General features: G+C 72.5%; 16 protein-coding genes. 9 read left to right on the plus strand and 7 right to left on the minus strand.

From position 1 onward, the window contains the following. On the plus strand, positions 1-1,956 hold a 1,956-nt coding region (locus IE172_RS32245), incomplete at its 5' end, for an ATP-binding protein (protein ID WP_190100898.1). 119 nt (positions 1,957-2,075) lie between these two features. Here the strand turns inward: IE172_RS32245 and IE172_RS32250 are convergent. Next, positions 2,076-3,011: a DUF3048 domain-containing protein gene (locus IE172_RS32250; protein WP_190100899.1), complete on the minus strand. Its 936-nt coding sequence runs from the start codon at positions 3,009-3,011 to the stop codon at positions 2,076-2,078. Between the two features lie 256 nt (positions 3,012-3,267). On the opposite strand from IE172_RS32250, the gene IE172_RS32255 reads away from it, so the two are divergent. Further along, positions 3,268-4,458 carry a zinc-dependent alcohol dehydrogenase gene (locus tag IE172_RS32255; protein ID WP_190100900.1) on the plus strand — a complete coding sequence of 397 codons (1,191 nt, stop codon included), beginning with the start codon at positions 3,268-3,270 and terminating at the stop codon, positions 4,456-4,458. A gap of 52 nt (positions 4,459-4,510) precedes the next feature. On the opposite strand, the gene IE172_RS32260 is transcribed toward IE172_RS32255, so the two are convergent. Continuing rightward, positions 4,511-5,578: an ATP-dependent DNA ligase gene (locus tag IE172_RS32260; RefSeq protein WP_190100901.1), complete on the minus strand. Its 1,068-nt coding sequence runs from the start codon at positions 5,576-5,578 to the stop codon at positions 4,511-4,513. A 74-nt stretch (positions 5,579-5,652) separates the two neighbouring features. On the opposite strand from IE172_RS32260, the gene ligD reads away from it, so the two are divergent. Beyond that, positions 5,653-6,678: a non-homologous end-joining DNA ligase gene (ligD, locus tag IE172_RS32265; protein ID WP_190100902.1), complete on the plus strand. Its 1,026-nt coding sequence runs from the start codon at positions 5,653-5,655 to the stop codon at positions 6,676-6,678. A 30-nt stretch (positions 6,679-6,708) separates the two neighbouring features. Here ligD and IE172_RS32270 read toward each other — a convergent pair whose 3' ends face one another. Together IE172_RS32270 and IE172_RS32275 are read right to left on the minus strand one after the other, a co-directional pair. Then, positions 6,709-8,928 carry an OmpL47-type beta-barrel domain-containing protein gene (locus IE172_RS32270; RefSeq protein WP_190100903.1) on the minus strand — a complete coding sequence of 740 codons (2,220 nt, stop codon included), beginning with the start codon at positions 8,926-8,928 and terminating at the stop codon, positions 6,709-6,711. Continuing rightward, entirely contained in the window at positions 8,925-11,435 is a 2,511-nt protein-coding gene (locus IE172_RS32275; RefSeq protein ID WP_438817031.1) for a ThuA domain-containing protein, read from the minus strand. Before IE172_RS32275 ends, IE172_RS32270 begins: the two co-directional genes overlap by 4 nt. Positions 11,436-11,636: 201 nt before the next feature. Between IE172_RS32275 and IE172_RS32280 the strand changes: the two genes are divergently transcribed. From IE172_RS32280 to IE172_RS32300, 5 genes are all read left to right on the plus strand, one after another. Next, positions 11,637-12,641, plus strand: coding sequence for a multicopper oxidase domain-containing protein (locus IE172_RS32280; RefSeq protein WP_190100905.1), 1,005 nt, complete (start codon positions 11,637-11,639; stop codon positions 12,639-12,641). Between the two features lie 85 nt (positions 12,642-12,726). After that, the gene (locus IE172_RS32285; protein ID WP_190100906.1) at positions 12,727-13,767 is read left to right on the plus strand and encodes a LacI family DNA-binding transcriptional regulator; all 1,041 of its coding nucleotides are present in this window, start codon (positions 12,727-12,729) and stop codon (positions 13,765-13,767) included. Between the two features lie 199 nt (positions 13,768-13,966). After that, positions 13,967-14,761: a VOC family protein gene (locus tag IE172_RS32290; protein ID WP_190100907.1), complete on the plus strand. Its 795-nt coding sequence runs from the start codon at positions 13,967-13,969 to the stop codon at positions 14,759-14,761. Positions 14,762-14,910: 149 nt separating this feature from the next. Beyond that, positions 14,911-15,156, plus strand: coding sequence for a WhiB family transcriptional regulator (locus tag IE172_RS32295; RefSeq protein ID WP_190100908.1), 246 nt, complete (start codon positions 14,911-14,913; stop codon positions 15,154-15,156). 256 nt (positions 15,157-15,412) lie between these two features. Then, the gene (locus IE172_RS32300) at positions 15,413-16,741 is read left to right on the plus strand and encodes an SDR family NAD(P)-dependent oxidoreductase (RefSeq protein ID WP_190100909.1); all 1,329 of its coding nucleotides are present in this window, start codon (positions 15,413-15,415) and stop codon (positions 16,739-16,741) included. A gap of 150 nt (positions 16,742-16,891) precedes the next feature. Here the strand turns inward: IE172_RS32300 and IE172_RS32305 are convergent, their stop codons facing one another. The 3 genes from IE172_RS32305 to IE172_RS32315 form a co-directional block, all read right to left on the minus strand. Further along, positions 16,892-17,866, minus strand: coding sequence for an acyl-ACP desaturase (locus tag IE172_RS32305; protein WP_190100910.1), 975 nt, complete (start codon positions 17,864-17,866; stop codon positions 16,892-16,894). A gap of 211 nt (positions 17,867-18,077) precedes the next feature. Next, the gene (gene ddaH / locus IE172_RS32310) at positions 18,078-18,854 is read right to left on the minus strand and encodes a dimethylargininase (RefSeq protein ID WP_190100911.1); all 777 of its coding nucleotides are present in this window, start codon (positions 18,852-18,854) and stop codon (positions 18,078-18,080) included. A 169-nt stretch (positions 18,855-19,023) separates the two neighbouring features. Continuing rightward, positions 19,024-20,640, minus strand: a complete 1,617-nt coding sequence (locus tag IE172_RS32315) for an ABC-F family ATP-binding cassette domain-containing protein (RefSeq protein ID WP_190100912.1) — start codon at positions 20,638-20,640, stop codon at positions 19,024-19,026. Between the two features lie 236 nt (positions 20,641-20,876). Between IE172_RS32315 and IE172_RS32320 the strand changes: the two genes are divergently transcribed. Continuing rightward, on the plus strand, positions 20,877-21,599 hold the full coding sequence (locus IE172_RS32320; protein WP_190100913.1) for a GOLPH3/VPS74 family protein: 723 nt from the start codon (positions 20,877-20,879) through the stop codon (positions 21,597-21,599). Positions 21,600-21,684 lie beyond the last annotated feature (85 nt).

Raw genomic sequence — 21,684 nt, forward strand, 5'->3', positions numbered from 1 at the left:
GTCACCGCCGGCAACCCCTACGAGACCGTGGAACTCCTCGCCAAGGTCCAGGACAGCGAACTCCAGCCCGTCGAGGCCCACGCCGGCGCCCTGCGCGACCTGAACCGCTCGGCCCGCGGCGGCGGCCTCGTCGCCCGCCTGGAAGAACTCGGCATCGACGCCACCCGGTTCGCCTGGGCCGCCGCCATCCTCGGCACCGGCATCACCGTCGACCTGGTCGCCCAACTGGCCACCCTCGGTGCCGACGACGCCGCCCGCTGCGCCGAACGCCTGCGCGCCGCCCGCATACTCACCGCCCCCGACCCGGCCGCCACGCACCGACCCGGACCCGCCGACCTCGAGTTCGTCCACCCCCTCATCGCCACCGCCGTCTACAACTCCATCCCCGACGCCCTGCGCCGTGCCATGCACGGCATCGCCGCCCGGATCGTCACCGACTCCGGGCGCGGCGCCGCGGCGGCCGCCCGCCACCTCCTCGAAGTGCACCCGGACGACGACGAGGAACTCGTCTGGCAACTGCGCGAGGCCGCCCGCGAACACCTCGCCGTCGGCGCCCCGGACGCCGCCCGCCGCTGCCTGGAACGCGCGCTGGAGGAGCCACCCCGCCCCGAGGTCCACGCGCACGTCCTGTACGAACTGGGCAGCGCCACCTTCCTCACCGCGCCGGCCCGCACCATCGGCCATCTGCGCACCGCGCTCGGCATGCCCGGCCTCGACGGCAGCCGCCGCGTGGACGCCGTCATCCGTCTCTCCCAGGCCCTGCTGCACAACGACCAGATGGAGGAGGCCGTCCGCACCGTCGAGGCGGAGGCCGCCCGGCTCGAACCAGGACCCGCCCGCATGCGGCTCCAGGCGGTGCGGTTCATGTGGGAGGGCATCCACGCCGGGGAAACCCCCACCCCCGGCCGCTCCGAGCGCCTCGCCCGGCTCGCCGCCACCTGCACCGGCCGCGACAACTCCGAACGGGCGCTGCTGATCCTGCGCGGCTTCGACGCGATGATGCGCGGCGAGAACGCCGAGGAGGTCGTCGAGGTCTGCGACCGCGCCCTCGTCAACGGCCGCCTCGCACCGGGGCTCGGCTGGACCGACTCCGAGTGGGGTGTCGAACTCCTGCTGATGCTGGCGAGCTGCTACGCCTACACCGACCGGCTCGACCGCGCCGAGAGCCTCTACAGCGAGGCCCTGCACGCCTACGACACGGCGGGCTGGAGCGGCGGCCACCTGGTCCTGGCGCACGTCTACGTCGGTCTGGCACACCGCAGGCGGGGCCGTCTGGAGGCGGCGGAGGCGTCCCTGCGCGAATCCCTGCGCCACGCCGAACGCGTCGGCCGCGGACTCCCCCTCTACTGGACGGCCACCTGCAACCTCGTCGACACCCTGCTCGCCCGCGGACACGTCGACGAGGCCTGGGCGATGGCCGAACGGCACGGCTTCACCCCGCCCTACCCGTCCACCATCGTGCTGCCCGACCCGCGCTCCGTACGCGGCCGGCTGCTGCTCGCCGCCGGCCGCACCAAGGAGGGCATCAACGAACTGGAGGCGGCGGAGAAGGCCGCGGCCACCCGCGGCCACCACCACCCCGTGCACGTCTTCGCCGCCTCCGACCTGGCCCGCGCCCTCGCCGGCGAGGACCCCGCCCGCGCCGCCCGGCTCGCCGTCGACGTCCGCCGGCACGCCGAACGCCTCGGCACGGACACCGCCATAGGTGAGGCGCTGCGCGTCGCCGCCGCACTGGAGACCGGCCAGCGCGCGGTCCGTCTGGCCGCCCAGGCGGTCACCTACCTGGAAGCCTCGCCCTGCCAGTACGAACACGCCGCGGCCCGCGTCGAGTACGGCATCCTCGCCCGTTCCGTCCCCGACCTCGAACGCGGTCTGGCCCTGGCCCGCTCCTGCGGCGCGGACGGCCTGGCGGAGCGGGCCAGGGCCGAACTGGCCGCGGGCGCGGGACTCCGCTAGCCCCGCACCACCGCGGGCCCGGCTGCGCGTCCTCCTCCGCCGGCACGCGCGGCCGAGGGCCTGCGCGACCCCGCCCCGCCGCTCGCCGTCCCGCACGGACCGGACCGGACCGGACCGGTTCAGGGTGCCTCCGCGTACACCACCCACACCTGGCCGCGCGCGAAGTTCATGGGCTTGCCGGAGTCGGTGGTGAACGACGTGCCGTCCTCGGCGGCCGGCCGCTTCCAGTTCGCCTCCCAGGCGCGCCCGTCGCGCAGCACGGTGGCCTCCCCGGAGCCCACCGTCTCGGTGAACGGGGTGTTGTTGCCGAGGAAGTCGCGGAAGCCGGAGGGCCGCACGGTCACGTACTGCACCACCACCGTCGCGGGCGCCAGCCGTTCGCCCTGCGCGGTCAGCGCCGGGGAGCCGTCCATCGACACCAGCCAGCGGTCCTGGGCGCCGGACCAGGTGAAGGTGAAGCGGGCCGCCGGATAGCGCACCGTGAGGTCGTTGCGGGGCTCGCCGTCCGCGGGGGCCGCGCCGAAGCGGAAGCCGGTGGTCAGGGCGGCCTCGCCGGGCGGGTCGTCCAAGAGCCGCTCCGGGCGCAGATACAGATTGTGGGGCGCGGTCCTGCCGGGGTCCCGGGTGTAGGCGTCGGGCTCCGACTCGGGTGTCACCGCCTCCAGCGGTGCCCGCTCGATCTGCGGCATCAGCTTGCTCTGGGCGCCGGAGAAGGCCAGCAGCGGCCGGTCGAACTGGCGCAGCAGCTCCAGGTCCGACTCCCGGGCGCTGCGCACCGGCCCGACGGACGCGGGCAGTTCGGTGGCGTACACGGCGATCAGCCTGCTGCTGCCGCCCTCGACCTGTTCGGTGTACACCACGTCGGCGCTGTCCAGACCGGTCTGGGGGCGGGCGGCGGGGGCATTGTCGATCTTCACCGCGAGCGGCGGCGGGCTGTCCTGCCCGCCGGACTCCGTGGGCGACTCACGGGCCGTTCCCCGTCCGTCGTCGGGCGGGCCGTCCGACGTCGTGCAGCTCGCGGCCAGGCCGGCCGTCAGCACGGCGGTGAGCAGCATCCCCGCCGCCGTCCCACGCCGTCGGCGCGCTCCTCGTTCCGTGCCCACCGTCGTCACCGCGCCCGCCTCATAGCATCCGTTGTCTCGATTGTGCGCTTTTCTGATTGTCTCTGGCCAGAGGGGGTCGGACGCGGACCCGCGCGGCGGCCTCCGCCGATCGGCTCAGCGACCCGCGGGTTCGGTGGGTGGCCCCTCGGGTACCCGGACGCCCACCGCGCGAGCGGCAGACCGGCCACGACGGAGGGAGCGGGCGGCCATGAGGGCACTGACCTGGCAGGGAAAGCGGGACGTACGGATGGAGACCGTGCCCGACCCACGGATCGAGGAGCCGACGGACGCGATCATCCGCGTCACCTCCAGCGGACTGTGCGGATCCGATCTGCACCTGTACGAGGTGCTGACCCCGTTCATGACACCGGGCGACATCCTCGGTCACGAGCCGATGGGGATCGTCGAGGAGGTCGGCGCGGCGGTGCCGGACCTCCAGGTCGGCGACCGGGTCGTGGTCCCGTTCCAGATCGCCTGCGGCAACTGCTGGATGTGCCTGACCGGCCTCCCCACGCAGTGCGAGACCACCCAGGTCAGCGCCGAGGGCATGGGGGCGGCGCTGTTCGGCTACACCAGGCTGTACGGCGCGGTACCGGGCGCCCAGGCCGAGTACCTGCGCGTCCCGCAGGCCCAGTACGGCCCGATCAAGGTCCCCGAGGGACCCTCCGACGACCGGTTCCTCTACCTCTCCGACGTGCTCCCCACGGCCTGGCAGGCGGTCGCCTACGCCGGTGTCCCGAAGGGCGGCAGCGTGGCCGTGCTCGGGCTCGGCCCCATCGGCGACATGGCCTGCCGGATCGCCCAGGTCCAGGGGGCCGGACGGGTGTTCGGCGTCGACCTCGTCCCCGAGCGGCTGCGCCGGGCCAAGGAACGGGGCGTGGAGACCTTCGACCTGCGCTCCTTCGACGACGACAAGGAACTCGTGGCCGCGATCCGCGACCAGACCGACGGCCGCGGCCCCGACGCCGTGATCGACGCGGTCGGCACCGAGGCGCACGGCAGCGCGACGGCCCGGATGGTGCAGAACGCCTCCGCCCTGCTGCCCCGCAAACTCAGCGGCCCGATGGCGGAACGCTTCAGCGTCGACCGGCTCGCCGCCCTCTACACGGCCATCGAACTGGTGCGCCGCGGCGGCACCATCTCGATCAGCGGTGTCTACGGCGGCATGGCCGACCCGATGCCCATGCTCACCATGTTCGACAAGCAGATCCAGATGCGCATGGGCCAGGCGAACGTACGCCGCTGGAGCGACGAGATCATCCCCTACCTCACCGACGAGGACCCCCTCGGCGTCGACGACTTCGCCACCCACCACCTGCCGCTGAGCGAGGCACCGCACGCCTACGACATGTTCCAGAAGAAGCAGGACGGCGCGGTCAAGGTGGTGCTCCGGCCCTGACCCGACCGGGGCCCCGGCCCGACCGCGGCCCCGACCCGGCGGCGGCCCCGCCTCAGGGGCCGCCCAGGATCTCGGCGAGGTCGTAGCGGACCGGCTCCTCCAACTGCGCGAAGGTGCAGCTCTCGGGAGTCCGGTCAGGGCGCCAGCGGCGGAAGCGGGCGGTGTGCCGGAAACGCCGCCCGTTCTCCATGTGGTCGTAGGCCACCTCGGCCACCAGCTCCGGCCGCAGCGGCACCCAGGTCAGGTCCTTCTTCCCCGACCAGCGGCTCGGCGCGCCGGGCAGCCGCGCCGTCTCGTGGGCGGCCTCGTCCGCCCAGGCCGCCCACGGATGGCCCGACACGTCGTCCATCCTCAGCGGCGCCAGCTCCTCGATCAGCTCCGCCCGCCGCTTCATGGAGAAGGCCGCGGACACACCCACGTGCTGGAGGGCGCCGCCCTCGTCGTACAGGCCCAGCAGCAGCGAACCCACCACCGGGCCGCTCTTGTGGAGCCGGTACCCGGCGACCACCGCGTCCGCCGTGCGCTCGTGCTTGATCTTGAACATGGCCCGCTCGTCCTGCCGGTAGCGTGAGGACAGCGGCTTGGCGATCACCCCGTCCAGCCCCGCCCCCTCGTACTGCTCGAACCACCCCCGCGCCACCTCGACGTCCCGCGTCGCCGGGGCCACGTGCACGGGCGGGGTGACCCCTTCCAGCGCCCGGACCAGCAGCTCCCGCCGGTCCGACAGCGGCACGTCCAGCAGCGACTCGTCCCCCAGAGCCAGCACGTCGAAGGCCACGAAGGAGGCCGGGGTCCGCTCGGCGAGCGTCCGCACCCGCGAGTCCGCCGGATGGATCCGCTCGGTGAGCGCGTCGAAGTCCAGATGCCCCTCCCGCGCGACGACGATCTCCCCGTCCATCACGCACCGCTCGGGCAGCCGCTCCCGCACCGCCGCCACCACCTCGGGAAAGTACCTGGTCAGCGGCTTGCCGGTGCGGCTGCCGAGCTCGACCTCGTCCCCGTCGCGGAACACGATGGCCCGGAAGCCGTCCCACTTCGCCTCGTACTGCATGTCCGGCGGGATCTTCGCCACCGACTTGGCGAGCATCGGCTTCACGGGCGGCATGACGGGAAGATCCATGCTCCGATTCTGCGCGAACACGCCCGTCTCCGCCCGGTGTGCGAGGTATGTGCGTTACCCCTACCGTGGCTCGCATGGGTGACGCGGTGGAACTGGAAGTGGCCGGCCGGACCGTACGCCTGTCCAGTCCGGACAAGGTCTTCTTCCCGGAGCACGGCTACACCAAGCTGGACGTCGCCCGCTACTACCAGGCCGTCGCCCCCGGCATCCTGCGCGCCCTGCGTGACAGACCCACCACGCTGCAGCGCTACCCGGACGGCGTCACCGGCGAGTGGTTCTACCAGAAGCGGGCACCCAAGGGCATGCCCGACTGGATCCCCACCGCGCACATCACCTTCCCCAGCGGCCGCAGCGCCGACGAGATGTGCCCCACCGAGGAGGCGGCCGTCGTGTGGGCGGCCCAGTACGGCACGCTCGTCTTCCACCCGTGGCCGGTGCGCCGCGCCGACGTCGACCACCCCGACGAACTGCGCATCGACCTCGATCCCCAGCCCGGCACCGACTACGACGACGCCGCTCGCGCCGCCCACGAACTACGGTCCGTCCTCGCGGAGTTCGGCGGACTGCGCGGCTGGCCCAAGACCTCCGGCGGACGCGGCATCCACGTCTTCGTGCCCATCGAACCGCGCTGGACGTTCACCCAGGTCCGCCGCGCGGCCATCGCCGTGGGCCGGGAACTGGAACGCCGGATGCCGGAGCGGGTGACCATCAAGTGGTGGAAGGAGGAGCGCGGCGAACGCATCTTCGTCGACTACAACCAGACCGCCCGCGACCGCACCATCGCCTCCGCCTACTCCGTACGCCCCCGGCCGCACGCGCCCGTCTCGGCGCCCCTGCGCTGGGAGGAGGTCGGCGTCGCCCACCCGCGGGACTTCGACCTCACGACCATGCCCGCGCGCTTCGCCGAACTCGGCGACGTGCACGCGGACATGGACGATCACGCGTTCTCCCTGGAACCGCTGCTCGAACTCGCCCGCCGCGACGAACACGACCACGGCCTGGGCGACCTGCCGTACCCGCCCGAGTACCCGAAGATGCCGGGGGAGCCCAGCCGGGTGCAGCCGAGCCGGGCCAGGAAGCCGAAACCACCGGCCTCCTGACCCGGTCGCTTCACCCGGAGCCGCGCGGGGCTACAGGTCCTTGATCCGGACGTCCCGGTAGGAGACGACGTCCGACGTGCCGTGCACCTGCAGCCCGATGTAGCCGGCGGCGAACCGCCGCCCGTCCGTGCCCGGGTCGTCCGAGCGCGGCGGGGCGAAGTCCTGGCCGCCGGTGTTGTCGAACTCGTTGATCAGCACACCGTTGCGGTACACCGAGTGGTGCTGGTCCACCACGCGGATCTCGTAGTCGTTCCAGGTGCCCTTCTGCGTCACGCCCGCACCGGCCAGGCCCACCCGGTCGAAGCCGTACACCGAGCCCGTCTTGTACATGTCGCCGGTGGGCGAGTCGAACACCTGCACCTCGTGCCCGTACTTGATGGCGACCCACTCCGGCCGCGACTCCTCCGGGTGGTCGTGGACCTGCGGGAACCGCACGAACACACCGGAGTTGGCGTTGCCGGTGCCCGGAGCGTCGTCACGCCACTGCAGCTTCAGCGAGAAGTCGCCGTAGGTGCGCTCGGGGAACCACAGCATGCCGAGTCCGCCCCGCGTGGTGCCGGAGGTGATCGACCCGTCCGGGTTGAGCGCGAACGAACCGCCGCCCACCTGCTGCCATTTGGCGAACGACACCTCGGTGCCGTCGAGGATCGTGCGGTAGCCGTCGGTCTGGCCGGGCGTGCCGATGCCGGACTGCTTGGCCGCCTGGTTGATGGCCTTGCGCTCCCGCTTGTCGATGACCCCTTCCTTCCTGAGGGCGTCCAGGACGCCCGTGACGTGCTTCAGGAACAGCGCCTGCGAGGTCCACTGCTTCTCGTCCTCGATCAGCTCGCCGATCCGGCACCGGTTGTTGGTGACCCGGTTGGGCACGCCCGAGTCGACCGTGCCGACGATCACGGTCAGCCGCTCGTCGTACTCCGGACAGCTGGGCGCGGGAACCCCGCCGCCGGCCACCACGGTGAAGCTCACCGTGAGCGCCGCGGAGGTGTTGCCGGCCTTGTCGCTCGCCCGGTAGGCCACGGTGTGCCTGCCCGCCCGGTCGACGACCACGGGCACGGTGTACGCCAGGTACGGCCCGCCGTCCAGCGAGTACTCGATGCCGGCCACGCCGGAACCGCCGTGCCCGTCGGTGGCGCTGACCGTCACCGTGGCGTCCCCGACGTAGGCGCCGTCGGAGTTCCTGACTCCGGTGACGCTCACGCCCGTCACCGGCGGGGTGGTGTCCTGCGGGGGAGCGGCCACGACGGTGAACTCCACGCTTCCGGCCGTCGCCACGTTGCCCGCCTTGTCGGTCGCGCGGTAGCGCACGGTGTGCGTCCCGGCCTGGTGCACCATCACCGGGCCGGTGTACGCCTGCCAGGCGCCGTCCGCCCCGATCGCGTACTCGATGGTGTTGACGCCGGAGCCGGTGTCCGACGCGGTGACGGTGACCGTCGCCATGTCGATGTAGTGGCCGTCGGCGTTCTTCTGTCCGTCCACCGTCGCCGAGGTCTCCGGCGGGGTGGTGTCGTCCGTCGGCGGCGCGACGACGGTGAACTCCACGCTCTTCTCCGCCGAGACGTTGCCCGCCTTGTCCAGGGCGCGGTAGCGCACCGTGTGGGTGCCGACCTGGTCGACCACCACCGGGGCGGTGTACGGCTGCCAGGCGCCGTCGGCCCCGACGGCGTACTCGATCCGCTCCACGCCCGAGCCGGAGTCGGTGGCCTCGACGCTCACGCTCGCCGAACCCACGTACTGTCCCGCGGAGTTCTGCGTGCCGGTCACCTTCGCCGTGGCCTCGGGCGCGGTGGTGTCCTCGCCGCCGCCCTCGGTCACCGTCAGGATGCCCTGCATCTCGCCGTGGCCGGGGATGGTGCAGTGGTAGAAGTACCGGCCCGGAGTGAGGGTCACCTCCGCGGTGTGCCGGCCGCCCTGGGCGTCACCCGGGTTGGCCAGGATGTTCAGCTGGACGTCGTTGTTGAACTCCGGGTCGGAGGTGACGAACGTCAGCGTGTGCGGCATGCCGGTGGTGTTGCCGGTGGCCGCGCTGTTCTCGAAGACGATCGTCGCCGGCCCGGCCACCGCGGTCGCCGGCGCGGACGTGTACGCGCTGATGCTGTCGCCGGCGGTCCAGGTCAGCACCTGCTCCGCCGCCTCGGCGGCCGCCGGTCCCCGGTCCCCGGCCGCGGACGTCGACGTCTGCAGACCGAGCGTCATCAGCAGGGCGGCCAGCAGGCCGGCCCAGACTCTTCGTTGCCGTGTCACTGGTTTCATCCGGCCTTCCTCGCCAACTGGCCGGCGGCCGGGGTGGGGCCGCCGCCCGTGTAGGTGACCCGCCACAGCGCGGACTTGCCGTCGGAGGTGAAGAAGCCGCGGCCGTAGTCGAGGACGTACAGGGCGCCGTCAGGGCCGAACTCCCAGCCCATGAGGTTCTTGATGCCGTCGTTGCCGACCGGCACGATCTTCTTCAGGGACTCCGAGTGCACCGGGAGACCGCCGTCCCCTTGGGTCTTCGGGTCCATCAGTACCGCGTTGCGCGGCTGGTCGGCGTCGTAGAAGTCACCGACGAACCACTTGCCGTCCCAGTACGCCGGCCACGTGCCCTCGCCGGCCGCGGCGGCGTCGTAGCGGTAGACCGGCCCGTTCATCGCGGCCTGGCCGCCGCCCTTCAGCCAGGGCAGCCGGTAGGTCGCCTCGTCCTGCACGTACGACGGAACGCCGTTCGCGTCGCGCGGGAAGTCCGGGGCACCGCCCTGCGGCGAGTACCAGATGTTGTTGGGGGTCACCGGCGGCAGGTTGACCAGACCGTCGTTGTTCGGCGACTCGTTCTTCGGGGCGTCGCAGTCGTACCAGCCCAGCGGTTTGGACGGGTCGGGCAGGTTGCGGTCCCGGTAGGGCTGGTTGTTGCCCATGCAGTACGGCCAGCCGCGGTTGGACGCCTCCGTGATGACGGCGAAGGTGTCGTACTTCGCCGGGCCCCAGGTGGTCGACGGGGAACCGGCGTCCGGGCCGACCCAGCCCGCGTACAGCACGTCGGTCTTCTTGTCGACGGAGATGCGCGCGGGGTTGCGCACACCCATCACGTAGATCTCGCCGCGCGTCTTCCCGCCGCCCTCGGCGGTCTCCTCGCCGGTGAACAGGTTGCCCTCGGGGAGGGTGTACGTGCCGTCCGGCTCCGGGTGGATGCGCAGGATCTTGCCGTTGAGGTTGTTGGTGTTGCCGGCGGTGCGGCGCGCGTCGGCGAAGGACACGCCCTTGTAGTTCGGCTCCGGGTTGTTGCCCGAGTAACCGCCGCTGAAGCCACTGGAGTTGTTGTCACCGGTGGCGATGTAGAGGTTGCCCTTGGAGTCCCAGGCCATCCCGCCGCCCGCGTGGCAGCAACTGTGGATCTGCACCGGCCACTCCAGCAGCACCTTCTCGCTGGAGAGGTCCAGCCTGTTGGTGGCGTGGTCGAGCGTGAAGCGGGAGACCCGCCGGTCGGCCATGCGCGTGTCCCGGTCGATCCCGGAGTGGGGCGTGTAGTGCAGGTACACCCAGCCGTTCCGCTCGAACGCCGGGTCGAGCTCGATGCCGAGCAGACCCTCCTCGACCTTCCGCAGTTCGTCGCCTCCGCCCTTGTTGCCGAAGACGGTGAGCGCTCCGGCGAGGGTGACCTTCTTGGTCGTGGGGTCGTAGACGTGGATCTCGCCCTTGCCCTTGCCGATGTCCGGGTCGTTCCAGTCGGTGACGACCGGCTGGGAGGCGTCCGCTCCGCCCCGGCCGATGTAGAACACCCGGCCGTCGGGTGCGGTGACCAGCCCGTGCGGTTCGCCGATCTGGTCGTTCTGCCCCGGCTGGTTGGGCTGGGTGAGCCGCTCCGCCTTGTAGTTCCCGGTGATCGTCGCCTTGCAGTCGGCCCGCACGAGACGGTTGGTCCACAGCAGGGCGCCGCGCAGGTGTTCGCGGAAGTCGGTCTCGTCGTACGACGACACCGTGCCGCCCATGCCGGTGTAGAAGGAGCGGCCGCCGTCGTAGTCGCGGCACCAGCTGACGGGATGGTCCCAGCCGTTGGCGCTCGCGCCGGGCGCGTACGTCGACTCGCGCACCCTGGCGACCGTGTGCACGTCGCCGGAGGGGTTCTTCACCCAGTTCAGCCATGTGTCGGGCCGCTTCCACTGGGTCGGCAGGCCCTTGGTCGCCGGGTGCGCGCGGTCGCCGACCTCGACGGTCGCCCGCTGCACCGTGCCGGGGCTGGAGGCCGCGGGCCGGGCACCGATCAGACCGGTGAACCAGTCCGAGTACGGCTCCGCGCGGGCCGCGTCGTGCAGCCCGAGGAAGCCGCCGCCGGCCTCCATGTACGCCTCCACGCCCGCCTCCTGGTCCGGGTCGAGGACGTCCCCGCCGCCGGTCAGGAAGACCACCGTGTTGAAGCGGCCCAGTTTCTCGGCGTTGGTGAAGACGGAGGCGTTGCCGGTGGCGGTGACCGAGAACCGCTGGTTCTCGGGGCCGGTCAGGCCGATCCGCTCGATCGCCGCGATGCCGGCGTTCACCAGCGGTGATTCGTCACCTCCGGCGGCCGACCCGTGGAACAGCAGCACACGTACGTTCGCGCCGCCCGGGGGCGACTTGATGGACATCGTTGTCAGGGACGGATCCGGGGCCGGCCGCGCGCTGGCGGCGGGACCCGACAGCAGTCCGGCGCTGACGACGCCGGCGGTCACGGTGGCCGCCCACAGGCGCCGCCTCGTTCTCGTCCTCCGTGCGCCCGTGGCGCTTTTCGTGCTCAACCCTCGTAAGCGCATGGGTTCTTGATGCGATGTGGACCGCACGTGGCCACCCACCCCTCCTCGGTCGCAGCAACAGCGTCAAGGAAGTTAGACCTCTTTGCGTCACACGCCAATACCTATGGCCGCAATGAACCGAACTTTGTCCTGAGTGTGGATAAACAAGGAGCGGGCCGCTACGGTTTCACAGGTTCATGACAGCAACCTGGGGAGTCCGGCATGGACAGACGCGGTTTCAACCGGCGGGTACTGCTGGGCGGCGTGGCCGCCACGACATCGTTGTCCATCGCGCCGGAGGCCGTGAGCGCGCCCGAGTCCGCGGGCACCGCCGCGGCGGCGGGGGCGGCGCCCGCCGGGGGAGAGGTCCGGCGCGTCACCATGTACGCCGAGCGGCTGGCCGGCGGACAGATGGGCTACGGCCTGGAGAAGGGCAAGGCGTCGATACCGGGCCCGCTGATCGAGCTCAACGAGGGCGACACGCTGCACGTCGAGTTCGAGAACACCATGGACGTGCCGGTGAGCCTGCACGTGCACGGCCTGGACTACGAGATCTCCAGCGACGGCACCAAGCAGAACAAGAGCCACGTCGAACCGGGCGGCACCCGCACCTACACCTGGCGCACCCACAAGCCCGGCCGGCGCGCCGACGGCACCTGGCGGGCGGGCAGCGCGGGCTACTGGCACTACCACGACCACGTCGTCGGCACCGAACACGGCACCGGCGGCATCCGCAACGGCCTGTACGGACCGGTCATCGTGCGCCGCAAGGGCGACGTCCTGCCCGACGCGACCCACACCATCGTGTTCAACGACATGACGATCAACAACAGGCCCGCCCACACCGGCCCGAACTTCGAGGCCACCGTGGGCGACCGCGTGGAGATCGTCATGATCACGCACGGCGAGTACTACCACACCTTCCACATGCACGGGCACCGCTGGGCCGACAACCGCACCGGCATGCTCACCGGCCCCGACGACCCCAGCCAGGTCATCGACAACAAGATCTGCGGCCCGGCCGACTCCTTCGGCTTCCAGATCATCGCGGGGGAGGGAGTCGGCGCGGGCGCCTGGATGTACCACTGCCACGTCCAGAGCCATTCCGACATGGGCATGGTCGGCCTGTTCCTGGTGAAGAAGCCGGACGGCACGATTCCCGGGTACGACCCGCACGAGCACGCGCACGGGCAGGCCCCGCAGGAGCGGCCCGAGCACCGGCACTGACGCGCCGGACGTCATCCGAGAGCGCTCTCCCGCCCGGGCGGGCCGGGGCTATCCTTTCCCGCAGCCGCAGGTGAGGAGCGCCCAAGTGACCGAGACAGTGCCGCGTCCCACGCTGGAGGCCGTGGCCGCGCGCGCCGGGGTCTCCCGGGCCACGGTCTCCCGCGTGGTCAACGGCTCCGACGGGGTGCGCGAACCCCTGGCCGAACGGGTGAGGCGGGCGGTGGACGAACTCGGGTACGTGCCGAACCAGGCCGCCCGCAGCCTGGTGACCAAGCAGCACGACGCCATCGCCGTCATCGTCGCCGAACCGGAAACCCGGGTCTTCGCCGACCCGTTCTTCGCCCGGCAGCTGCGCGGCATCAGCAAGGAACTGACCGCGCACGACAACCAGCTCGTCCTGCTGCTCACCGAGGACCGCGACGACCACGCCCGCGTCGGCCGCTACCTGGCCGGCGGACACGTGGACGGCGCCCTGGTCTTCTCGCTCCACATCGACGACCCGCTGCCCGAGCTGATCCGACGCGCGGGTCTGCCGACGGTGTTCGGCGGCCGGCCCGACTCCGACGGCGGCCGGGACGGCGTCGTCTACGTCGACAGCGACAACCGGGGCGGCGCCCGCGACGCCGTACGGCATCTGCTCGGACTGGGCCGCCGCCGCATCGCCCACATCACCGGCGCGCTCGACCAGACCTCGGGGGTGGACCGGCTCGACGGCTTCCGGGACGTGCGGGCGGACACCGATCCGGGTCTGGTCGTGGAGGGCGACTTCACCGCCGCGAGCGGTGAGCGGGCGATGCGGGAACTCCTCGGGCGCCGTCCCGACCTGGACGCGGTGTTCGCCGCCAACGACCTGACGGCGGCGGGCGCCCTGCGCGTGCTGCGCGAGCACGGGCGGCGGGTGCCGGACGACGTGGCCGTGGTCGGCTTCGACGACATGCAGCCGATCGCGGAACAGACCGAACCGCCCCTCACCACGGTCCGTCAGGACATAGAGGGGATGGGCCGCCTCATGGCCCGCCTGCTGCTCCGCGACCTCGACCGCCCCGCCACCGCGGACGAGGACACCGGCGTCATGCCGTCCAGCGTGGTCCTCCCGACGACCCTGGTCCGCCGCGCCTCGGCCTGAGCGACCCCGCGCACGGGGGCGCCGGAAGCCCGGTCCCGCGTCACCGCCCGCGCCACCGGCGCGTGCGGCCGGCGCCTGCGGCCGGACCGGGGCGGTGGAGCGGCCCGGTATTCGCCCGTCCGGGTGCTCCGGCGGTGGTTGTCCCCGGGCGGTGGAAGACTCGGCACGGCAGGCGACGGGAGCTCCCCCAGGAGGCACCATGCTCACCACCCGCTTCGTCGACGGCGCCCCGAGCTGGATCGACGTCGGCACGCCCGACATCGAGGGCACCGCGTCCTTCTACGGCGCCCTGTTCGGCTGGGCGTTCCGCTCGGCGGGACCCGACGCCGGCGGCTACGGCTTCTTCGAGCTGGCGGGGCGGATCGTCGCCGGCGGCATGCCCGTCGCACCGGAGCAGGGCTCGCCCGCCTGGACCGTCTACTTCCAGAGCCCCGACGCGGACGCCACCACGAGGGCGGCGCGGCAAGCCGGAGGCAGTGTGCCCATGCCGCCGGTGGACGTCATGGAGCAGGGCAGAGCGGCGGTCCTCGCCGACCACGCCGGTGCCTCCTTCGGCATCTGGCAGCCGGCGGGGCGCGCGGGCGTCGAAGCGGCCGGTGAAGCCGGTGCCCTGTGCTGGGTCGAGCTGCACACCCCGGACGTCGCCCGTGCCGCGGCGTTCTACCGCACGGCCCTCGGCTGGCAGACCTCGGCGGTGGGGTTCCCCGGCGGGGTCTACACCTCGCTCAACCCCGCCGGGACGGGCGAGGAGGCCATGTTCGGCGGGATGGTCCCCCCGGCCGACGAACCCGCCGGGGCCGAGGCCGGGCGCCCCTCCTGGCTGCCCTACTTCGGAGTGGAGGACACGGACGCCGTCGTCGCCAGGGCCGTCGAGCTGGGCGGCGCGGTGCGGATGCCCGCCACGTCCCTCGCCGGTGTCGGCCGGCTCGCCCGGCTCGAGGACCCGTACGGAGCGCGGTTCGCCGTCCTCAGGGGTGATCCGCGCCAGACCTGACCTCCGGCGCGCCGCCGTGTGCGCCGCCGCCCGGGAGGTCATCATCATGCGGTCGCCAGGACGGGCGGGACCCGGCAGGGCCGCGGTGTCGATCCCGCGTTGATGCGGCGTTGATCGAACGTTTTTCGTCCTCCGGCACGCTTCCGGCCATGCACACCGACACATTCCCGTCGCCCGATCTCACCTGGCAGGACGAGGCGTTGTGCGCGCAGACGGGAGGAGACTTCTTCTTCCCCGAGCCCGGCAGTTCGGTCCGCGACGCCAAGCGCATCTGCGGTCTCTGCCCGATACGCGCCACCTGCCTCGACTACGCCCTCTCCCACGACATGCGCTTCGGCGTCTGGGGCGGCCTGTCGGAGAAGGAACGCCTGGAACTGCGGCGCACGGCACGGTAGTTCCCGCCGGCCGAGGGGCTGGTCAAAACCGGTACGACCGGCGCGGGACCGCTGGTTACCATGAGTCCGCGGCCGGAGGCGGAGCAGTGGGGGACGTACACGCCCCGCTCGGACGGACACGCCGGTCCCCATCCGGTCGTCCGGGCCGCACGGGGGCCGACAGCGCGACGCAACCCCGCGCCGGCGCGCCCCCACGGCACGGGGCACGCCGGTCCGATCGCGGCCTGCCCCCGGTACGACACACAGGGGGCGTCCCATGGGCGACGGCATCACCGAGGAAGAGCTGTCCGCCTTCCACCGCACGGTCGGCCGGCTGCGCCGGCTGCCCGCCGACGACCCGGTGCGCCTGCACGCCGAACACGTCGCGGCCTCGTTCACCCGCGACGGTCAGGCCCGACGCCGCAGGGCCCGCAACGAAGCGGCGTCCGCGGCCGACGCCGCGACGATGGCCGCCACGGCCACCGGCTCCCCGCAGCGCCGCGAGGACGCACCCCTGGTCGCCCCGGGCCGCCCCGGTGTCTTCCACAAGGCCCGCCCCTGCTATGTCTGCAAGTCGACCTATCGACAGGTCGACGCCTTCTACCACCGGCTCTGTCCGGGCTGCGCGGCGGACAACCGTGCCCGGCGCGCACTCGCCACCGACCTGAGCGGCCGCCGCGCCCTGCTCACCGGCGGCCGGGTGAAGATCGGTTTCCAGCTGGCGCTCATGATGCTGCGCGACGGCGTGGAGCTCGTCGTCACCAGCCGCTTCCCGCACGACACCGCCCGCCGCTTCCGGGCGGAGCCGGACAGCGCGAAGTGGCTGGACCGGCTGCACATACTCGCCGTCGACCTGCGCGACCCCCGCCAGGTGCTGGGCCTGTGCGAGGAACTGCGCGGCGAGGGCGCGCCCCTGGACATCCTCGTCAACAACGCCGCGCAGACGATACGGCGGCCGCCGGAGTCGTACGCGGGGCTCGCCTCCGGGGAGCGGGACCGGCTGCCCGAGGGCGCCCGCCAGGCACCCGGCTTCACCCCGATGCGGATGCTCGGCGACGGGCGCGCCACGCTGCCGGTGGCGCTGCGCGAGGCCGACGAGGCGGGGCTGCTGCCCGACCCGTCCCCGGAGAACTCCTGGTCGGCCCGGCTCGGCGCGCTCGACCCGGCCGAGGTCCTGGAGACCCAGCTCGTCAACGCCCTCGCGCCGGCGCTGCTGTGCGACCGGCTGCTGCCGCTGCTGCTCGCCTCACCGCATCCACGGCGCTACATCGTCAACGTGACCGCGGTCGAGGGCCGGTTCGCGGTGCGCAACAAGATGCCCGGCCACCCGCACACCAACATGGCCAAGGCCGCGCTCAACATGCTCACCCGCACCAGCGCGGCCGAACTCGCCGGGCAGGGGGTGTACATGTGCGCCGTGGACACCGGCTGGATCACCGACGAGAACCCCGCGCCGAAGAGGGCCCGCATCGCGCGGGCGGGTTTCCGCACCCCGCTGGACATCGTCGACGGGGCGGCCCGGGTGTACGACCCCATCGTGCGGGGCGAGGCCGGTGACCCGGTGGCCGGGGTGTTCCTGAAGGACTACAAGGAGGCGGCGTGGTGACCCGGTCCGGCCGTCGTGCCGGGTGGGAGCCGGCAGCGGGCCGCTACGCTGAGCCCCGGGGGCGGGGCCGTGGCGCAGAGGCCGACGCGCCGGGTCTCCACAACCAAGAGGACGCTGGTTCGCATCCAGCCGCTCCGTCCTCACCCGGCCTCAGCGTTGGGCGCGGGCCGCCATCCGGGCCTTGCGGGCCGCCAGCTTCTCGTCGAACTTCGCGGCCTCCGCGTCCAGACCGCCCATGAACATGCCCAGTTCCTCCTGGGCCTTGACGCCCTCCGGGCCCAGGCCGTCGATCTCCAGGACCTTCAGGAAGCGGAGCACCGGCTGGATCACGTCGTCGTGGTGGATGCGCAGGTTGTACACCTCGCCGATGGCCATCTGCGCCGCCGCCCGCTCGAAGCCGGGGATGCCGTGGCCGGGCATCCGGAAGTTCACCACGACGTCGCGCACCGCCTGCATCGTGAGGTCGGGGGCGAGCTCGAAGGCCGACTTGAGCAGGTTGCGGTAGAACACCATGTGCAGGTTCTCGTCGGTCGCGATGCGGGCCAGCATGCGGTCGCAGACCGGGTCGCCCGACTGGTGGCCGGTGTTGCGGTGCGAAATCCGGGTGGCCAGCTCCTGGAAGGCGACGTAGGCGATCGAGTGGAGCATCGAGTGCCGGTTGTCCGACTCGAAGCCCTCGCTCATGTGCGCCATCCGGAACTGCTCCAGCTTGTCCGGGTCCACCGCCCGCGAGGCGAGCAGGTAGTCCCGCATCACGATGCCGTGCCGGCCCTCCTCGGCCGTCCAGCGGTGCACCCAGGTGCCCCAGGCACCCTCCCGGCCGAACAGCGTCGCGATCTCGTGGTGGTAGCTGGGGAGGTTGTCCTCCGTCAGCAGGTTCACCACCAGGGCGATCCGGCCGACCTCGGTGACCTTCGACTGCTCCTTGTCCCAGGCCTCGCCGTCCTCGAAGAAGCCGGGGAAGTTGCGGCCGTCGCTCCACGGCACGTACTCGTGGGGCATCCAGTCCTTGGTGACCTTCAGGTGCCGGTTGAGTTCCTTCTCGACCACTTCCTCCAGTGCGTACAACAGCCGGGCGTCGGTCCAGACCGAAGGGCTGCCCAGGTGGGGAGAAGTGAGCGACACGGGTGACTCCAGGGGGGACGGTGACGTACGGAGGTCCGGCGAGCGGTGCCGGGAACCTACGGAATCGTAGGCTACGAAGCCGTAGGTTACGTAGCCGTAGGTTAAGGCCTCCGTAAAGATCGCTGATCAGCGGGTCCCTCCGGACGGCGTGGCGTGGCGGGACACCCCGGGCCGCGGGCGGCTGCGCCGTACGGGTGACGTGGGCGTCCGGTCAGGCGTGCAGCTCCCGCAGGCGCACCGAGAGGCACGTGACACAGCCCTCCAGCTTCTCGAACTCGCCGATGTCCACCGGGACCGGCTCGTAGCCGAGGTCCGCGAACAGCTCCGCCGTCCTCGGCGCGCTCGCCGCCATCAGCAGCCTGCCCCCGCCGAGCAGCACCACGTGCGCCCCGGACTCCTCCGGCACGGGCAGGAAACGCGGGAACAGCGAGGGCGCGTCCACGTTCGGGACGTGCCCCACGACCGTCCCGTCCGGAAGCGCCGTGACCGCCGACTTCAGGTGCAGCACCCTGGCGACGGGCACCGCGACCACCCGGGCTCCCAGCGGCTCGAACGCGGCCCGCACCTGCCGCACCCCGGACGCGTCGGTCCGTCCGCCACGGCCCACGTACACCGTGTCGCCGACCTTCAGCACGTCGCCGCCGTCCAGCGTGCCCGGCTCCCGGACCCGGTTGACGGAGCAGCCCAGCGACGCCACGGCCTCCTCGACCCCGGGCGTCTCCCCGCGCCGTGACCGGGCACCGGAGCGGGCGATCAGCGCCACGTTCCGGTACATCACCACCGTGTCCTCCACGAACACGGAGTCCGGACAGTCGTCGGCGGGGCCCACCTCGATCGTCTCCCAGCCGTGAGCGCGCAGGGCCTGCGTGTACGCCTCCCACTGCTCCAGCGCGCGGTCGAGGTCGACGACCTCCCGTTCGACGTGCGTCACCAGCCCCTCTGCCAGACGGGGCGAGGGACGGCGGACGAGTGCCTTCCGGCTGGGCAAGGGAGAGCCTTTCGGACGGGACGGGCACGGCTCCGCCGCGCCCGGGGAGTCCGTCCTCCCACGGGCGTCGGCGCAGCCATCATGCAGGGCGGATCCGGACGGGACCACCCCCCCCGCACCACCGGTGACCGACGCACGGCCGGCTCATGCCGCGGGGCCCCGGGCGGAATCAGCCGACCGCCTCCGTTCCGATCTCCTTCAGCTCTCCCTCCTCCATCAGCACCCACCGGGTGACGCCGATCGACTCCAGGAACGGCATGTCGTGACTGGCCACGATCAGGGCCCCCTCGTACGACTCCAGTGCCGTGGTGAGCTGCCGGACGCTCGCCATGTCGAGGTTGTTGGTCGGCTCGTCCAGCATCAGCAGCTGCGGCGCGGGCTCCGCCAGCATCAGCGCGGCCAGCGCCGCCCGGAACCGCTCGCCGCCGGAGAGCGTCCGCGCCTGCTGGTCGGCGCGCGCCCCCCGGAACAGGAAGCGGGCGAGCCGGGCCCTGACCCGGTTGTTGGTGGCGCCCGGGGCGAACCGGGCCACGTTCTCCGCGACGGTCAGCTCCGGGTCGAGGACGTCGAGGCGCTGCGGCAGGAACCGCAGCGGCACCTGGACCCTCGCCTCGCCGGACACCGGCTCCAGCTCCCCGGCGATCGTCCGCAGCAGCGTCGTCTTGCCCGCGCCGTTGCGGCCGATCAGCGCCACCCGCTCCGGGCCGCGCAGATCGAAGCCGCCGCCCACCCGGGCGCCGTGGGCGAGCTCCAGATCCATGAGCGTGAGCACGCCACGGCCCGGCGGTACGGCCGTGTGGGGCAGGTCGACGCGAATCTCGTCGTCGTCCCGTACGGCCTCCACCGCGTCGTCGAGGCGCTCCCTGGCATCGGAGAGCTTCTCCTCGTGCATGATGCGGTGCTTGCCCGCGGACACCTGCGCCGCGCGCTTGCGTGCCCCCATGACGATCTTCGGCTCGCGCTTCTGCTCGAACATCTTCTGCCCGTACCGCTTACGGCGGGCCAACTTGACCTGGGCGTCCACCAGTTCGCGCTTCTGCTTGCGCAGGTCCGCCTCGGCGACGCGCACCATGCGCTCCGCGGCCTCCTGTTCGACGGCCAGGGCCTCCTCGTACGCCGAGTAGTTGCCGCCGTACCAGGTGATCCCACCGGCACGCAGATCGGCGATCTGGTCGACCAGGTCCAGCAGTTCACGGTCGTGGCTGACCACGACCATGACACCCGGCCAGTCCGCGACGGCCCCGTACAGCCGCCGGCGGGCGTACAGGTCGAGGTTGTTGGTGGGCTCGTCGAGCAGCAGGACGTCCGGGCGCCGCAGCAGCAGTGCCGCGAGCCGCAGCAGCACCGACTCGCCGCCCGACACCTCTCCGACCGTGCGGTCGAGACCGATGTGCCCGAGGCCGAGCTCGCCGAGCGTGGCCAGGGCGCGTTCCTCGACGTCCCAGTCGTCGCCGACGGTCTCGAAGTGCTCCTCGGCCACGTCGCCCGCCTCGATGGCGTGCAGCGCGGCCCGCCGGGCGGCGATGCCGAGGGCCTGGTCGACCCTGAGCGTGGTGTCGAGCGTCACGTTCTGCGGCAGGTAGCCCACCTCTCCGGCGATCCGGACGGTGCCGCCGGCCGGGGTGAGCTCACCGGCGATCAGTCTCAGCAGGGTGGACTTGCCCGACCCGTTGACACCGACGAGCCCGGTGCGGCCGGGGCCGAAGGCGACGTCGAGGCCTTCGAAGACGGCGGTGCCGTCGGGCCAGGTGAAGGCGAGGGAGGAACAGGTGAGGGATGGTGACATACGGGCCTCCGCGGTTGCTCGGGGCGATCAGGGGCAAACGCGTATCGAGACACCGCGGGACGACGACCGGCAGCCGGAGGGAAACCGTGGGCAGAGGAAGAGCCCTGTTCCGAAGGGTCCGCAAGGACGGCTCGAACGCCGAGGTCGCACGCTGCGCACACACCTGAGCGGTGTGACGCGGTGTCTCAGAACCTCAGACGAGCAACGTCCTTCTCCATTCGACGGCAACAGAACCGATGCAGACGCTACGAGCGGCCGAACCGGCTGTCAACGCCATTTCCGGCCCGCGACGTCACCGCCCCCGAGGAGGCCCCGCGCCCAACGGCCCGCTGTCCCTGCCGGCCCGTCTCTGCCTGGCCGCCTGGGACACCGACCCGCAACGGCTGGCCCCCCTGGTGCGGGCCGGCGCCCTCGCCGAGCTCGCCCGGCGCGGTCTGCTGACCGACGACGACGGGATCGCCACACCGCTCGACCTGGACTCCCGCACCGGGGACCCGGTCCTGGACGGCCTCCTGGAACTGGTCAGCGAGTCCCTCCCGCACCGCTGGCGCGCCTGGGTGACGCTGCACGCCCGGCACACCCTGGACGCGGTCCGGGAGCAATTGGTGGCCGAAGGCGTCGTGCGCGCCGAGAAGCACCGGGTGCTCGGGGTGTTCCCGTCCGTGGACCACGTCCTGGCCGACACCGCCTGCGCGGACGCCCTGCGCCGCGAGGCCCGGCCGGCCCTGACCGGGCCCGCGCCGGCCGAGCAGGTGCCCGGGCCGGTCGCGACCGCCCTCGCCCTGGCCACCGCGGCCGGCCTGCCGCCCGCACCGCACGGCTCCTTCGACGACGCCCGCGCCGAGGCCCTCACCCGTCGCGCCGCGGCGTCCGCCCCCGGGCTCGACGCCGTCCTGCGCGACCTGCGCACGGGCCTCACCGAGGCGGCACCGCTGTCCGCCCTGACCAGAGGCCGGTGACCCCACGGGCGCCGCCGCCCGTGCGGACCCGCCCGCGTCGGGCCGTCGACTGTTCCCGTCGCATTCCTGCCAGCCACGGAGCCGA

It is taken from the genome of Streptomyces griseoflavus, from assembly GCF_014649995.1.
Classification (GTDB): domain Bacteria; phylum Actinomycetota; class Actinomycetes; order Streptomycetales; family Streptomycetaceae; genus Streptomyces; species Streptomyces griseoflavus.